Origin of the sequence: Candidatus Collinsella stercoripullorum, assembly GCF_027669965.1 — a bacterium.
Classification (GTDB): Bacteria; Actinomycetota; Coriobacteriia; order Coriobacteriales; family Coriobacteriaceae; genus Collinsella; species Collinsella stercoripullorum.
On sequence record NZ_JAQECM010000018.1, the window covers coordinates 20,853 to 37,347 of the forward strand.

At 69.6% G+C, this 16,495-nt stretch carries 9 protein-coding genes and 1 pseudogene; all 10 read left to right on the forward strand.

What is annotated here, in order from left to right; genetic code table 11:
- Window positions 1-755 precede the first annotated feature (755 nt).
- The gene (gene dnaB / locus PHA29_RS05495) at window positions 756-2,147 is read left to right on the forward strand and encodes a replicative DNA helicase (protein ID WP_270404999.1); all 1,392 of its coding nucleotides are present in this window, start codon (window positions 756-758) and stop codon (window positions 2,145-2,147) included.
- Window positions 2,148-2,560: 413 nt separating this feature from the next.
- Window positions 2,561-3,847, forward strand: coding sequence for an adenylosuccinate synthase (locus tag PHA29_RS05500; RefSeq protein ID WP_270848541.1), 1,287 nt, complete (start codon window positions 2,561-2,563; stop codon window positions 3,845-3,847).
- An 11-nt stretch (window positions 3,848-3,858) separates the two neighbouring features.
- Window positions 3,859-4,788 carry a DegV family protein gene (locus tag PHA29_RS05505; protein ID WP_270404996.1) on the forward strand — a complete coding sequence of 310 codons (930 nt, stop codon included), beginning with the start codon at window positions 3,859-3,861 and terminating at the stop codon, window positions 4,786-4,788.
- A 128-nt stretch (window positions 4,789-4,916) separates the two neighbouring features.
- A complete protein-coding gene (locus PHA29_RS05510) occupies window positions 4,917-8,741 on the forward strand; it encodes a S8 family serine peptidase (RefSeq protein ID WP_270848542.1) in 3,825 nt (1,274 codons plus the stop codon).
- 161 nt (window positions 8,742-8,902) lie between these two features.
- Complete coding sequence (gene purD, locus PHA29_RS05515) at window positions 8,903-10,207, forward strand: phosphoribosylamine--glycine ligase (protein WP_270848543.1); 1,305 nt, start codon at window positions 8,903-8,905, stop codon at window positions 10,205-10,207.
- A 159-nt stretch (window positions 10,208-10,366) separates the two neighbouring features.
- Entirely contained in the window at window positions 10,367-11,770 is a 1,404-nt protein-coding gene (locus PHA29_RS05520; RefSeq protein ID WP_270848545.1) for a zinc ribbon domain-containing protein, read from the forward strand.
- Between the two features lie 275 nt (window positions 11,771-12,045).
- A pseudogene (locus PHA29_RS10635) lies at window positions 12,046-12,141 on the forward strand (hypothetical protein); the annotation flags it as partial.
- Between the two features lie 244 nt (window positions 12,142-12,385).
- Window positions 12,386-13,093, forward strand: a complete 708-nt coding sequence (locus tag PHA29_RS05525) for an NUDIX hydrolase (protein ID WP_270573905.1) — start codon at window positions 12,386-12,388, stop codon at window positions 13,091-13,093.
- A 188-nt stretch (window positions 13,094-13,281) separates the two neighbouring features.
- On the forward strand, window positions 13,282-15,069 hold the full coding sequence (locus PHA29_RS05530; RefSeq protein WP_270405005.1) for an ABC transporter ATP-binding protein: 1,788 nt from the start codon (window positions 13,282-13,284) through the stop codon (window positions 15,067-15,069).
- Window positions 15,070-15,286: 217 nt separating this feature from the next.
- Window positions 15,287-16,276: a hypothetical protein gene (locus PHA29_RS05535; protein WP_270848546.1), complete on the forward strand. Its 990-nt coding sequence runs from the start codon at window positions 15,287-15,289 to the stop codon at window positions 16,274-16,276.
- Window positions 16,277-16,495 lie beyond the last annotated feature (219 nt).

Genomic DNA, 16,495 nt, shown 5'->3' on the forward strand with positions numbered 1-16,495 from the left:
AGGCGGGCGGCGGCGGGTCATCGCCCCGGAGCAGGCGGAAGCTGCGCCGTCGCCCGCAGGGGACTCGCCATGGCCGAACGGGCCTGGTTTTCGCGCATGATCCCGCCCCGGGTGAACGGCCCTCCGTATGGGTGAGTAATCGACAGGAGGGTTTTCGGCCTTCATGGACATGCGCCTCACCGCCGGATACGCTTCGGATGTCGGATGCATACGGAATAGCGCCCCTATCCTGCGGAATGTATAAGACGCCATACACTACCTGCGCTTTCATAAAACCTTCAAGTAAGGCTTTAATCAAAACGCCGTAAAACTTCAATTCAAAATGAATACTCGCAGGTAGACGGAGAGCTGTTCAAAACCCGATTCCATGTTCGGGAAAAAATGTTCAAAACGTCGATAACTCAGATTCGGCCGGGAATCCGCGGAAGGGTTTTTCGACAGCGGCTGTCGATACCGCAGGACCTCCAAACAAGGGGTTGACGAGGCGACGTCGTCGTGGGTGGAGCTGGTACCATTGAGGTCCGCGACGCAGGACGGCCCGCGTGCTCCGGGACCGAGAGCGACCGGCGGGCGCTCGATGCCGCCTGCGCCTCAGGAGCACTGCCTGCATCTCACGGGGTCTCCGGGCTGCACGCATCCGCGGCTGCACGGGCCTCAACGGTATCGGCTGGCTGCGCGCTGCGGTGGCGACCTGCGCGCCGCTCGGGATGTGCGGGAACAGGGACATGGACGGGACGACCGGGAAGGGGGCGCGCATGGCCTCTCAGGATTTCTCTTGGCAGCCGGCGGGCGTGGCCGAGCGCGGCGCGCACATGGGCCTGCCCAACAACGTCGAGGCCGAGGCGAACGTCCTGGCGGCGATGCTGCTGTCCGGCGAGGTCGTCGAGGAGGCCCTCGTCGAGCTTCTGCCCGATGACTTCTACCGCCCGGCGCACAAGACGCTGTTCCAGGCGATGCACGAGATGTACGACCGCAACCTGCCGATCGACGCCATCTCGCTCATCGACTACCTCAACTCCACGGGCAAGTTGGAGGCCGTGGGCGGCGAGGCGTACATCCTCGAGCTCATGGGCCAGACCTTGAGCCTCGTCAACTGGCAGCACCATGCCGGCATCGTGCGGCGCGATTCCATGCTGCGCGAGATCATCGGCGCGACCAACCAGATCAACGCGCTGGCCTACGACGCCCCCTCCGATACCAAGGAGGTCATCGAGCGCGCCGAGTCGATGCTGCTCTCGGTCACCGCGCGCGAGGTGCGCAGCTCGTACAAATCGCTCACCGAGTTCATGATCGAGGCCTACAACGAGGCCGAGGAGGTCTGCGCGGCGGGCGGCGAGGTGCACGGCGCGCCGACGGGCTACCCGAGCCTCGACCGCATGCTGATGGGCCTGCGCGAGGGCCAGCTCGTCATCATCGGCGCCCGCCCCGCCGTGGGCAAGACCTCGTTCGCGCTGAACCTGGCGCTCAACGCGGCGAGCGAGGGCTACACGGTCGCGTTCTTCTCGCTCGAGATGTCGGGCAAGGAGATCGCGCAGCGCTTCATCTGCGCACACGCCCAGATCAACATGTCCAACTTCCGCACCGGGCGGATCTCGCCGCAGGAGTGGGCCAACATCAACGAGGCGACGCAGGACCTGTCGCGTCTCGACATCCTGATCGACGACACGCCGGGCACCACGGTGACCGAGATCCGTGCCAAGGCGCGCCGCATGCTCCACAACAAGGAGAAAGCCGTCATCATCCTGGACTACCTGCAGCTCGTGAGCCCGCCGGCGGGGCGCCGCGCGGAGAACCGCGCCGTCGAGGTCTCGGAGATGAGCCGCGCCCTCAAGATCATGGCGAAGGAGCTCGCCGTGCCGGTGGTGTCGCTGTCGCAGCTGTCGCGTGCGGTCGAGTCCCGCACGGGCAAGCGCCCCCAGCTCTCCGACCTGCGCGAATCCGGCTCCATCGAGCAGGACGCCGACATCGTCATGTTCCTCGACCGCTCGAGCTCCGAGCAGGAGGCCGGGCGCGACGACCGCCCGCCCGAGGGCATCACCCGCATCATCGTCGCGAAGAACCGCTCGGGCCCGATCGGCGACGTGGACCTGGTCTTCCTGCCGGCATCCACGAAGTTCTACGAGCTCAACGAGCACGCGGACGAATAGGCTCAGCGCGCGGCGGCCGGGGAGGGTACCCGGCCGCCGCCTTTTTCTCGGCCGCGGGGGTCCGGTCCGGTCGCCGCGGTCGTGGGGTGATGCTGGGCAGAGGGCGGGGGTGCAGGACGTCCGCTCGCCGCGGGCGCGGTCGTGGGGACGGAACTCGGCTGCGGCCCCAGCACCCAACAGGCGACGAGCCCTGCGTGCGGCACGGACCGGCCGCGGTCGCCCTGCCCCGCGACGGCATGCGGGGGCGCCGCGGGCGCGCCCTTTGGGGAGATTGCCGCCCGCTTGCGACTATGTGCTCGCCCGACCTGCCCGCATGCCTATAATAGAAATGTTTGAGTGCCTGCGCCGCAGGCATGACGGAGCTGTTTGAGCGCCCGCGCGACGGGCGCCGCGCATTCACGTGAGGAGAAGACATGCCGTCGACAGTGCTGGTCGGTACCCAGTGGGGCGATGAGGGCAAGGGCAAGATCTGCGACCTGATCGCCGGGGACTTCGATTGCGTCGTCCGTTATCAGGGCGGCAACAACGCCGGCCATACCATCGTGGTGGGAGATCGCAAGTACGGCCTGCACCAGGTGCCGTCGGGCATCATGTACCCGGAGTGCGTCTCGGTGATCGGCAACGGCTGCGTGGTGAACCCCAAGGTCCTGCTGGAAGAGATCGACATGTTCGAAAACGACGGGATCTCGACCGCCAACCTCAAGGTCTCGGGCAACGCGCATGTGATCATGCCGTACCACATGGACCTGGACGGCGCCTACGAGCAGCTGCTGGGCGACCACAACATCGGCACCACCAAGCGCGGCATCGGCCCGTGCTACCAGGACAAGATGGCGCGCATCGGCCTGCGCATGCAGGACCTGCTCGACGAGGGCGTGTTCCGCGAGAAGCTCGCCCGCGCGCTCGACCGCGTGAACCCGCAGCTCGAGAAGATCTTCGGCATGCCGACCTACACCGTCGAGCAGATCTGCGACGAGTACCTGCCCTACGCCGAGCGCCTGCGCCCCTACATCTGCGAGAGCGGGCTTTTGCTCAACGAGATGGCCGAGGCCGGCAAGTCCATCCTGTTCGAGGGCGCCCAGGCGACCCTGCTCGACATCGACCACGGCACCTACCCGTTCGTGACCTCGTCCAACTGCACCGCCGGCGGCGCCGTGACGGGCTCGGGCGTGGGCATGAAGAACATCGACCGCGTGCTCGGCATCATGAAGGCCTACATCACCCGCGTGGGCTCCGGCCCCATGCCGACCGAGCTCGCCTACGAGACGGACGAGGGCCGCACCCTCACCGAGGACGGCTACGAGTACGGCGTCACCACCGGGCGCCGCCGCCGCGTGGGCTGGTTCGACGGCGTGATCGCCAACTACGCCGCGCGCGTGAACGGCCTCACCGACATCGCGCTCACCAAGCTGGACGTGCTGTCGGCCTTCGACACCATCAAGGTCTGCGTCGCCTACGAGTGCGACGGCGTGCGCTACACCACCGTCCCGGAGCACGAGAGCGTGTTCGCCGGCGCCGTGCCGGTCTACGAGGAGCTGCCCGGCTGGAAGTGCGACATCTCCGCCTGCCGCAGCTTCGACGAGCTGCCGCAGGAGGCGCGCGACTACGTCGCCTTCATCGAGAAGCTGGCCCGCACCCGTGTGACCTTCGTCTCGGTGGGCCCGGACCGCGAGCAGACCATCAACCGCTTCTGGGACTAAGGGTGCCAGCCATGCGCAAGTTCGCCGTCGTCACCGACAGCGCGTCGGACATCAACCACGAGACCGCCGAGCGCCTGGGGATCCGCGTCGTGCCGCTGCACATCATGGTGGACGGGCGCGACTACCGCGACGGCGTCGACATCCAGATCGGCGAGTACCTCGACCTGCTGGGCGAGCAGAAGGAGCTCCCGCGCACCTCGCAGCCCTCGCCGGCGGAGTTCGTCGAGGTGTACCGCCAGCTGGCGGACGAGGGGTACACCGACATCCTGTCGATCCACATCGCCCGCGAGCTGTCCGCGACCATCGAGACCCCGCGCTTCCTGGCACGCCAGATGCCCGACGGCATGCGCCTCGAGGTGATCGACAGCTACTCGGCCACCGTCGGCGAGGGCGCCATGGTGCTCGAGGCCGCGGCGATCGCCGAGGCCGGCGGCACCATCGACGAGGCGATCGAGCGCGTGCTCGCCATCCGCGACACCGCGAAGATCTACTTCATCCCGGACAACCTCGGGAACCTGGTGAAGGGCGGCCGCGCCACGCGCGCCCAGCACCTGGCGACCTCCATCTTGAACGTGAAGGTCGTCATCGAGGTGGGCGAGGGCGGCCGGATCGAGGTCGCGCACAAGGCGAAGGGCCTGCGCAACGGCATCGGCTTCATGGTGCGCCAGATGGCGCGCCGCTCCCAGGAGCAGGGGGCGCTCACCTACTACGAGCTGCACACGCGCGCCGACCGCGCGCTGGCCATGCTGGAGAAGCCGCTCGAGACCAACGAGCTGGACGGCACCTGCGCCGGCGTGGCCACCATCGGGCCGTGCATCGCCACGCATGTGGGCGACGGCGCGGTCGGCATCCTGTGCTACCCGTCGGCGCTGCACAGTCCCCTGCTGGACGGGTTCCAGATGTTCCTCGACGCGCCGAGCTCGAAGCCGGCGTCCGCGTAGGCCCGGGCCCTGCGGGACGCGACGTCCCGCAGGGCCCTTTCGCTGCGCACGGCGCGCGCCGGCCGCGGTTTCCGGACGGCTGCCGCGCGCTCCCATCCATACCGAATACCTAGCGAGAAGGGTGCACGATGATCAGAAGATGCGTCGCGATGCTCACGGCGTTCGCTGTTGCGTTCACCTCGGTGCCGCTCCCCGCGGCGGCCGAGGAGCCCGTGGAGGCGGCGTCCTCCGCCTCCGCCTCCGTCGACCTCGAGCCCGGGACCTATGTGGAGCACGAGGCCATCGCCTACGTCGTGGGGGATGCCGGCTCCGGTGCGGGGCTGTTCTCGTTCGGCGGCGACGTGCTGTCCGGGGCCGAGGACCTGATGGATGTCGATGCCGACACGGCCGCGGAGGCGCTTTCCGACGACGGGGCGGACGCCGCCTCCGTCCGCGCCGCCTCCGCCGACGAGGGCCGGCTGGTGCTGGTGCGCGACGAGTCCAAGACCACCGAGGAACTCATCGCCGCGCTCGAGGTGGACGAGCGCGTGGTCTTCGCCGAGCCCAACCTGACGGTCGAGGTCCCCGAGGAGGACGCGGACGACCTCGCGGCGGCCGTCGACCTCGCGCTGGAGGACGAGCTGTCCGAGTCCCGGGACGCATCGGGCGATGCCGCCGCCGACGACGGCACGGCGGCCGATGGCGACACGCCGGCCGGCGACGCGGCAGCCGACGACGGCACGCCGGCCGACGACGCCCCCGCCGCGGAGGGTTCCGACACGTTCGGCGAGGACAAGCCCGATTCCGCGGCAGCCGACCTCACCGACTACCAGTGGGGATTCGACAACAAGGCCGACGGCGACGACGGCACGGTGAACATGCGCTCCTCCGAGTGGGACTCTCAGACCCCGGATGAGGACCTCGACGAGGTGATCGTCGCGGTCATCGACTCGGGCGTGGACGCCTCCAACCCCGACCTCGCCCCGGTGATGTGGGATGAGGGCCTGGCCTCGGGTATCGAGCGGACCGGCGGGGAGGACGAGTACGGGTTCTCGACCGTGACCGACGGCGGCGCCAGCTCGACCGAGCAGGTGACCAACTTCCACGGGGCGCACGTGGCCGGCATCATCGGCGCGGCGTGGGACGGCGAGGGGATCTCGGGCATGGCCTCGAACGTGCGCATCATGTCGGTGCGCCACAACGACACCTTGGACACCCTGCTGCAGTGCCTCGACTACGTGAGCCGCGCCCGCGACGCCGGCGTCGAGGTCCGGGTGACCAACAACTCCTGGGGCACGGGCCTGCAGGCGAGCCGGGCGATCGACCTCGCGGTGACCGAGCTGGGCGAGAAGGGCGTGACGAGCATCTTCGCCTCCGGCAACGCCACGACCGACGGTGACGCGGCCTCCACCCTGGTGACCACGCTCGCCGACAACCCCTACGTGGTGGTCGTCGACTCGATCGACCCCGACGGGGACCCCAGCGATTTCTCCAACACCGGCGAGACGACCTCCGATGTGATGGCGCCCGGTTCCGCGGTCGTGTCCACGATGCTCACCGGAAAATCGACCGGCACGCCCGCAGCCGCGACCCAGCAGTACCTGGGCGAGGCCGACGCCGACGCCGTGCTGTACGAGAGCTTCGACGGCAAGACCTGCTCCAACGGCGACGGGACGTCGTTTGAGCAGGGCGTGCCGGTGCTCGGCTTCCAGGATGGCGCCGGGGCACCCCTCGGCGGGATCCGGGAGGGCGCCGGGTTCGACGGGACGGGCGCCTACGTCCTGCCCTACGACGGGTCCACAGCGCTGGCGAGCGCCTACACCACGCCCATCGACCTGTCCGGTACCAAGGCGAAGCCCCGGTACCTGAGCATGCATTACTCGTTCGCCAACGCCGCGCTCACCGACGCCGACGGCGCCCCGTACGGCCAGGTCCTTGTCGGGGTCAAGCTGAAGGAAAAGACCGGGTACACCTGGGCCCAGCTCCCTGCGCCCTCCTCCTCCGCTCAGGAATGGCTGAGCGCCTCACTCGATCTGGGCGGGGCCGCGGTCGCTGTGGGAACGGATGGCCGGCAGGACGTCGTCCAGCTCACGGCCGATATGATCGATTGGGAGAGCTTCCAGCTCCAGATCGCCTACATGGTGAACGAGATGCGGGTGACGGGAGGCGTCCCGATCGTCCCGAGCTCCGATCCGCTGCCCTGCGAGCTCGTCCTCGACGGTATCGGGCTCGGCAGCGACCTGGTTCCCTACGCGTACGAGTACGGCACGTCGATGGCGTGCCCGGCGGTCGCGGGCGCGGCGGCGGCCATCGCCGGCACGGGTGCGGCGGATGTCGAGGGCGACCCCGCGAAGTCCGCGGAGAAGCTCGCCGCGCTGGTGCGCGGTGCGGCGCAGCCCGACGAGCGCTACGAGGGCCTCTGCTCGACCGGCGGGTTCGCCACGGTGGACGGTGCTGCGGACCCCGGCCCCGCCATCACGGCGGTCGAGGACGGGGGCGACACCGTCGCGATCCAGGGCTACTTCATGTCCCAGGCGGCGCAGGTGCAGCTCGACGGCATGGACGCCCGGGTGGCCTCGTGCACCGACCTGGGCGACGGCAAGGTGGAGCTCACCGTGACCAAGCCCGACTCGTTCGCGGGCGGTCAGGTGACGGTACGCGTGTCCGAAGACGGCAAGGAGTCGCGTCAGAGCGCCGACCTCGGCCGGGCGGCGGGCGCCTCGTACTACGAGCAGATGGACCTGCCCGTGCCCGAGGAGCTCACGCAGTGGTCCTACTGGCAGCTGGTGGGCTTCGCCGGCGACCTCTACTGCCTGCCGCGCGGCACGGCCATCGGCTCCACCATGACGCTGGACCACATGCTGCGCTACGACCCGTCCGAAAGGACGTGGACGCGCGTCGACCTGCCGACGGATGAGGAGCTGGCCCCGGTGGGGCTGAGCCGTCGGACCGTCTACGACGTGACGGCCACCGCCTACGACGGCAGCCTGCTGGTCTACCTGTCCGCCGAGGACGGGACCAACGGGTTCTTCCGCTACACCGCCGACGGCTCGTGGAAGGTCACGGGCGTGTTCACGAACTCGCCCGCGGGCGCCCCGCAGCAGGGCACCCTGGCGAGCGACGGCGAGTCGCTCTACCTGTTCGGCGGGATGATCTCGTCCACCGCCGGCGTCGTGGCGGACTACCCCTCCTACATCTTCCGCGTGGACCCGGCGACCGGGGCGGCCGTGCCGGTCGGCCTGCTGAGCGCGCCGCGCATCTGCCCGCAGGTCTCCTATCGGGACGGCGCGTTCGTGGTCTCCGGGGGCGCGAGCATCTACGGGTCCGTCCAGGGCGGCGGTATGGCCGGGGCCGACCTGGTGCGGTGGGTCTCGACCGATGACGGCGGCCGGACCATGTCCGCCACCCCGCTCGATTTCAGCACGATCACGGACCAGACCGGGCAGGTCGCCTACGCCTCGGGCGCGACGGCCGACGGCTTCCTGATCGCCGGCGCCCCGAACGACGCCGGCACGGAGGACACCTACCGGCTGTCCACCGACGACCTGTCGCTGACCGCCTACGGCAAGCGCGCCTCGGAGCAGCATCTGCTGATCCCGAGCGCCGTGGCCTACGACGGATGGTTCTACGTGCTCGCGGCGACGCAGGACGCGCCCTACCGCGCGTTCAGCGCCACGGCGGTGGAGACGCTCGACCAGCCGGGCGACTACGTCGACCCGGACACCCCGGACACCCCGGACACCCCGGACGACCCCGACAACCCGGACGACACGGGTGACACCGGCGACACCGGCGGCACCGGCGATGCGTCCGGCGACGGCCAGGACGGCGGATCGGATACCGGCGCGGGCGGGCTGCCGCGGACCGGCGACCCGACGGCGGCGCGCGTCGCGGCGGTCGCCGCGGCCGGCGTCGTCGCGCTCGGGGCCGCGGCCGTCGCATCGAAGGAGCGCAGGCGCCCGTCCCGTCGGTAGGCACCGCGCACAACACGAGGGATCCTGCAGCTTCCCGTCGTCTCCCGTCGCCGTCGGCGACCCCGGGAGGCGGCGGGAAGCGTTGTATCATGGAGGTATGCTGCGGGCTGCGCGCATCGGCCCCGCGGGCGGCGAGCTATTCGACTGACAAGGAGCCCTCTATGAACGAAGCGACCAACACCATCGACATCCTGCTGCTGGGCAGCGGCGGGCGCGAGCACGCGCTGGCGGTCAAGCTGGCGCAGTCCCCGCGCTGCGGCAAGCTCTACATCGCCCCGGGCAACGGCGGCACGGTCGTCGTCGGCGAGAACATCGCGCTCGACGAGAACGACCCCGCGGCCGTGGCGGACTTCGCACGCGAGACGGGCTGCGGCCTCGTGGTGATCGGCCCCGAGGCGCCGCTGGTCGCCGGCGTGGCGGACGCCGTGCGCGAGGCGGGGATCCCCTGCTTCGGCCCGGGTGCCGCAGGCGCGCAGATGGAGGGCTCCAAGCTGTTCTCCAAGCAGGTCATGGAGCGCGCGGGCGCCCCGACGGCCGCCTACGGCTCCTTCACGGACGAGGAGGGCGCGCTCGCCTACGTGCGCGAGCAGGGCGCCCCGCTCGTGGTGAAGGCCGACGGCCTGGCCGCGGGCAAGGGCGTGGTCGTCGCGACCGAGCTCGCCCAGGCGGAGGACGCGGTGCGCGAGTGCTTCGCCGGCGCGTTCGGCGCGGCGGGCTCCACGGTGGTCATCGAGGAGATGCTCACCGGCCCCGAGTGCTCCCTGCTGGCGTTCACGGACGGCCGCACCGTCCGCCCGATGGCGACCTCCCAGGACCACAAGCGCGCCCTCGAGGGCGACCTCGGCCCCAACACGGGCGGCATGGGCGTCTACAGCCCGGTGCCCATCGTGACGGAGGACGAGCATGCCGAGATGGAGCGCATCATGGAGGCCGTGGTGGGCGAGCTCGCGGCCGAGGGGATCGACTACCGCGGCTGCCTGTACGGCGGCTTCATGCTCACCCCCGCCGGCCCGAAGGTGCTCGAGTTCAACGCGCGCTTCGGCGACCCCGAGACCCAGGTCATCCTGCCGCGTCTGGAGAACGACCTGGTGGAGGTCATGCTCGCTTGCGCCGAGCAGCACCTGGACGAGGTCGAGCTCTCCTGGCGACCCGAGTACGCCGTGAGCGTGGTGCTCACGAGCGCAGGGTATCCGGGCAGCTACGAGAAGGGCAAGGTCATCACGGGCATCGAGGACGCCGAGGCCATGGAGGACGTGACGGTCTACCATGCCGGCACGCGCGTGGACGAGGAGGGCCGCGTGCTCACCAACGGCGGGCGCGTGCTCAACGTGACCGCGCTGGCGCCGACGTTCGAGGGCGCGCGCGACCTGGCGTACGAGGCCTGCGGGAAGATCGACTTCGAGGGCAAGACCCTGCGCCGCGACATCGGTCTGCGCGCCCTGCGCGGCCGCGAGGCCTGGGCCTAGCGCAACGGAGCGTGCGACGGGGGCGTCACGGACAGGTGGCGCCCCGTGCATTTGGGGACGGGGTTGTTTCGTGTCATCGGTCCGATCGCGTGGTGCATTTGGGGACGGGGTCGTTTCGTGTCATCGGGCCGGCGCGCGTGCCAGGGGGATGGGGGATCCATGTTCTGTCCGAAATGCGGTTTCAAGATGTCCGACGGGGCGCGGTTCTGCCCGAAGTGCGGGGCCCCGCTCGCTGACAGGGTCCCTGCCGGGAACGCCGAGGAGGCGGGGCCGGCGCGTTCCGAGGAGGCGCTGCGGGACGCCGGGGCTCCGGGCGCCGCGCCGTCCGCTCCGCGGCAGGCTGCCGGAGCGGCACCGACCCAGGTCCCGAGTCCCGGAGCCGTCGCCCCCGACGCGGGCGCCGCTGCGGGCGCTCCAGGTGCCGGTACCGGCCGCAAGCGCGTCTCCAAGCCGCTCGTCGCGGCGGTCGTCGCCGTCGCGCTCGTGCTGACCGTTGCCGTTTGGGGCGTCATCGCCTTCGGGCTGGGCGCTGCCGGGTCCGCGCAGCAGGACGATCCCCCGCGGACCGTGCGCCGCAGCGATGCCGGCAGCTCGGATTCCGCGTCGGACGACGATGAGGGCCCCGCAGCCTCGGATGCCGCGGACGACGAGCCCGCGACGCCGAGCGAGCCCGTGACGATCGGCGAGCTGCATGTCGAGAAGCAGCAGGTGGTGCCGGTCATCTACAATGCGGGGGACGTCGAGAGCTACGAGACGTACTACGTGGTGACCGCCGACGTGACGAACAACACGGACGAGCCGCGGCTCATCGCCCCGACCCTGCGCGCGACGGTGCACTATACCGACGATTACGGCGACGAGGTGCGGACGCAGATGGACTTCGATTCGAACTCGTACCACGGCTACAGCTTCTGGTCCGGGGAGTTCGTCGCACCGCACGAGTCCACGACGATGGTGCTCTTCCTGGACCATGACGTATCCGGTGAGGACGTAAATGGCGAGTACCTCACGTTCGATACGGTCGACGAGGGCGTCGAGCTCGATGGGTTCACGCTCATCGACACGGGCCAGCAGGCCCTCCATGAGATGACGAACGCCTACCGCGACATGGAGCTGATGGCTCCGACCGCGGATAACGTGGAGCTGGGCATCGCCTGGGCGAACGAATGGACGTCCGAAGGCGGCTATACGGCGCAAGGTGAGAACCTGTACTTCGGGTCGATCGTGAACGAGACCGATGACAAGATGACGGACGTGTCCGTCACCGTCCGCGCCACCTATGACGGGCTCTACGTGCTAGGCACGCTCAAATCGCTCGACGGGGAATTCGTCAAGCCGGGTGAGCGCGCCGCGCTCACCGTGGGGTACGATCGGTTCCTGGACGGGGAGCTGGCGGGCGGCAGCACGGAGCGGGCGCTCGAGCAGGACGGGGAGCCCCTGGTCGGCAAGCACCTCGACGAAGGCGAGTCCACCGACGTCTCGAAGATCGAGCTGCACGCCGTCGACATCTCGTACCATGCGGACGAGTTCGAGCACACCCAGGATGAGGAGCCGACCGCATAGGCAGCGGATGGTGCATTTGGGGACGGGGTCGTTTCGTGTCATCCGTTCATTCGGGGACGGGGTCGTTTTGTGCCATCGGGCCGACGCCGCCCCGGCGGGCCTGCCTGCATTCGGGGACGGGGTCGTTTTGCGTCATCGGGCCGACGCCGCCTCGGCGGCTTGGCGGGCCGGTGTGCATAAAACGGCGACGAGCCGACTACGCCCGGCACCGATGACGGCACCAATACCGGCACCGAGACGACGGCACCGGTTCCGGCGGCGGGCTCGCGCAGACGGGCGACAACACCGTCGCCCTCGTGGGCGGGGTCGCCCTGGCAGCGGTCGCGCTGGTCGCGGGCGGCGTGGTCCTGCGTCGCCGCACGAGCAGGTAGCGGCGGCCCGCGCGCGGCATAGGCGCGCGGAGCGAGGATAGGACGCTTCCATGAGGGGGCGGTCGGGCACCGGGCCCGGCCGCCCCCTCTGCTGTCGGCCGGACGGAGCCTGCGCCCGGATCATGCGCCCGCCCTAAAGACCCTGTCTTGATGTGGGGCCGGCGCGCGGGCGCGGGTATACGCCAAGTTGGCTACAATACAAGGCTGCATAACCTGCGAGATGGCTACGGAAAGGCGTGAGGACATGGCAGTCAGCGAGCAGTTCGACGGCGGTATCGAGACGCCGCAGGAGGAGTCGGGGACCATCGACGCCGCGGAGGACCGTCAGGAGGCGATCGAGCCCGCCGACGGTTCCGAGATCGAGGAGGAGTACGTCCCGGCGCTCGTCCTCGGCGATGACGACGAGCGCGACCCGGGCCTGCACGAGCGGGTCCTGTCCGAGGACCTCGCCTGGCACGGCAAGATCTTCGACGTGAACACGCTGCAGGTCGAGCTCCCCAACGGCCACCGCTCCCGCCGCGACATCGTGCGCCACCACGGGGCCGCGGCCATCGTAGCGCTCACCGAGTCGGGCAAGATCGCCCTGGTTCGCCAGTACCGCACCGCGCTCGACCGCGTGACCGTCGAGCTGCCCGCCGGCAAGCTCGACCCGGGCGAGGACCCGGAGGAGTGCGCCCGCCGCGAGCTGCACGAGGAGACCGGCTTCATCGCCCACCGCATGCGCTACCTCACGACCATCGCGTCGAGCTGCGGTTTCTCCGATGAGCTCATCCACATCTACATGGCCACGCAGCTCGAGTTCGACCAAGCCTGCCCGGACGACGACGAGTTCCTGAACGTCGACCTCGTGCCGCTGTCCGAGCTCATCGACGCGGTGCTCGACGGCAAGATCCAGGACGCCAAGACCGTGGTGGGCGCGCTCGCCTGCGACGCCATCTCCCACCGCCTGTAACAGCCGGCAGGTGCGACAGGTAGGACGGTCCCCCGTGCCAAGAAGGCCGGGGGACCGTCATGGCGCGGGGGATGGTGCGGCCCGTTGTCGCGGCGCCCGCACCGCCCGTCGCCCGCCGCCGTGACGCCCGCCGCCCGCCGCATCAGCCATACGAGAGGAAAGACGTGACTAACGCCAAGCAACCCAGCATGTTCCGGCGCTTCGTGTCGTATTACGGCCCGCAGCGCCACCTGTTCATCGCCGATACCGTCTGCGCGCTGATCCTCGCCGGCATCGACCTCGCCTTCCCCATCATCCTGCGCTCCCTCACCGGCGGCCTGTTCGCCGAGGGCCCGCAGGCCATCATGGGGTCGCTCGCCTTCGTGGCGGCCGGCCTCATCGTCATGTACCTCGTGCGCACGGGCTGCAAGTACTTCGTGGCGGCCCAGGGCCACATCATGGGCGCGCGCATGGAGTCCAAGATGCGCGAGGACCTGTTCGACCAGTACGAGCGCTTCTGCTTCTCGTACTTCGACCGCGTCAACTCCGGCGACATGATGAGCCGCGTCGTCAACGACCTGTTCGACATCTGCGAGGGCGCCCACCACCTGCCCGAGTGGATCATCATCTGCGGGATCGAGATCATCGGCGCCTTCATCATCCTGTTCACCATCTCCCCCGAGCTCGCCGGCGTCATGGTGCTCATCACGGCCGTCTTCGTCGCCATCATGGTGCGCCAGAACTTCTCGATGCGCGCGGTCTTCGCCGACAACCGCAAGAAGATCTCCGGCGTGAACTCCCAGCTCCAGGACTCGCTCTCCGGCATCCGCGTGGTCAAGTCGTTCGCCAACGAGGCGACCGAGCGCGCCAAGTTCCGCCGCTCCAACGCGGCCTACCTGCAGTCGAAGGTCGACCAGTACCACGCCATGGGCGCCTACCAGGCCGTGAGCGCGCTTATGACCGGCGCGCTGTACACCGCCATCGTGGTCGTGGGCGGCCTGCTCATCGCGCAGAACCGCCTCTCCGCCGTGGACATGGCGACCTTCGCGCTCTACATCAGCCTGTTCAGCTCGCCCATCCAGACGCTCGTGGACTCCACGGAGAGCTTCCAGAAGGCCATCGCCGGCTTCAAGCGCATGGACGAGGTCCTCGCCACCATGCCCGATGTGCAGGATGCGCCCGACGCCCGCCCGCTCGAGGTGACCGACGGCGCCATCGAGTACCGCGACGTCTGCTTCTCCTACAAGGACGTCGAGCTCGGCGGGCGCGAGCCCGGCCGCCCGGTGATCGACCACCTGAACCTCTCCATCCGCCCCGGCGAGACCATCGCGCTCGTCGGCCCGTCGGGCGGCGGCAAGTCCACCACCTGCTCGCTGCTGCCCCGCTTCTACGACATCGACGCCGGCAGCATCACCATCGACGGGCAGGACGTGAGCCGCGTGACCCAGGAGTCCCTGCGCCGGGCGATCGGCCTGGTGCAGCAGGACGTCTACCTGTTCGACGGCACGATCCGCGAGAACATCGCCTACGGGCGGCCCGACGCCACCGACGCCGAGATCGAGGAGGCGGCGCGCCGGGCGAACATCCACGAGTTCATCGAGAGCCTGGACGAGGGCTACGACACCGTGGTGGGCGAGCGCGGCGGCAGGCTGTCCGGCGGCCAGAAGCAGCGCGTCGCCATCGCCCGCGTCTTCCTCAAGGACCCGGCGATCCTGATCCTCGACGAGGCGACGAGCGCGCTGGACAACGAGAGCGAGGAGGCGGTGCAGGAGTCGCTCGAGCGCCTGGCGCGCGACCGCACGACGATCATCATCGCCCACCGCCTGTCGACCATCAAGAACGCGGACGAGATCGCGACCGTGGAGCATGGTCAGGTCGTGGAGCGCGGCACCCACGACGAGCTTCTCGCACGTGGGGGCACGTATGCCCGCTATTATCGAATGCAGTTCGAGGGAGCGAGCGCCCGGGCTGCGGCTTCGGGCGAGGCTTCCGCGTAGGTCGCGGGCCGAGGCGCCCGTCGCGACGCGGGCCGAGGCGCCCGGGCGGCGGCTTCGGGCGAGGACCCCGTGCGGGACGCGGCCGCGCATCGCGCGCCGGCCGAAGGCGGGCCCCGCGTGCGGCGCGGCTCCGTCCTCGCAGGACGCGACCGAGATGAAGAGGTTGTTCGGCGGGCGCCCGAGGGGTGCCCGCCGCGGTATCTAAGGACGCACGACGATGGCAAGACGACCGCCGCTGACAGCAGACGAGGCCACCGAGCTCTTCTCCGAGCTGGATGAATCCGGCGTCGTCGACCCGCTGCGCGCCCGCGAGTCGTCCCGTCGCCGGGCGTTCCGCGCGAAGGTGCGCGAGGAGGGCGGCGACGAGGCCGTCAACAAGCTGGAGGCGGACCATCGCAGCAAGCGCCGCGCGAGCCGGCCGAAGATCGACCCGCTGTCGGCCGACGACCCTTCCGGCTCGAAGGCCGGGCAGGCCATCTCGCGCATGGCCGTGCTGAGCATCGTGGGCGTGCTCGTGCTCGTGGTGGGCATGCAGGTCGTCTACGGCGTCAACCGGCGCCTGAACACGGCGAACCTGTCCGAGCGCACCACCGCGGACACGGTCGAGCACGCCATGGAGAGCGGCGTCGAGTGGGGCAACGGCTTCACCCAGTTCCCGGAGGAGTTCACGGTCGACGAGGCCGACGAGTCGACCGGGGCGGTCGAGGTCTCCGTGGTGGACGCGACGTCGAGAAACGAGCTCGAGCTGCTGTCGAACTCCCAGATCCAGGCGGCGGCCCTGGCGACCAACGCCCTGCTGAACGACAAGATCAACCGCGTGACCTACAACGTGTACGTGCGCGTCGACGAGAACGGCAACTTCGTGCACGACGAGTTCTTCGGCTTCCTGAAGGCCGAGGGCACCGAGCGCGCGATGCTGACGTTCATCTGGACCAAGCAGGTCGCGGCGGGGACCAGCAACATCGACTGGGAGCTGCGCATCGTCGGTATGGACGACGAGACCGCGGCCAAGATCCAGGAGCAGGTGAACTCCGTCTCCTCGCTGGCGGACTCCTCCGAGGTGACGCAGGACGACCTGGACGACCAGACGTCCGAGCAGCTGCTCGAGCAGTCCCAGCGCGACTCCGGCGTGTTCACCGGCACCGGCGGCGCTGCGTCCGCCTCTGCGGACGAGGGCGCGGCGGCCGAGGGGGCCGCGGCCCAGTAGGGGAGCCGCCGCGGCGGCCCAATAGGAGCCTCGCCGCCGGTTTGACGGCCTGCGGGTGGTTCGGCGGGGTTCCGGGAAAGGTTTTTAGGACTCCCGGGCGCGCTTCCGGGGCCTTCGTACGGGTCCCCGGGTCCTCCGGGCGTGCGTTCGGGGCCTTCGGACGTGGTAAACAATTTTACTGTAACGTTAAATGGCTCTTCGGTGGTTTCTGTGGGAGAG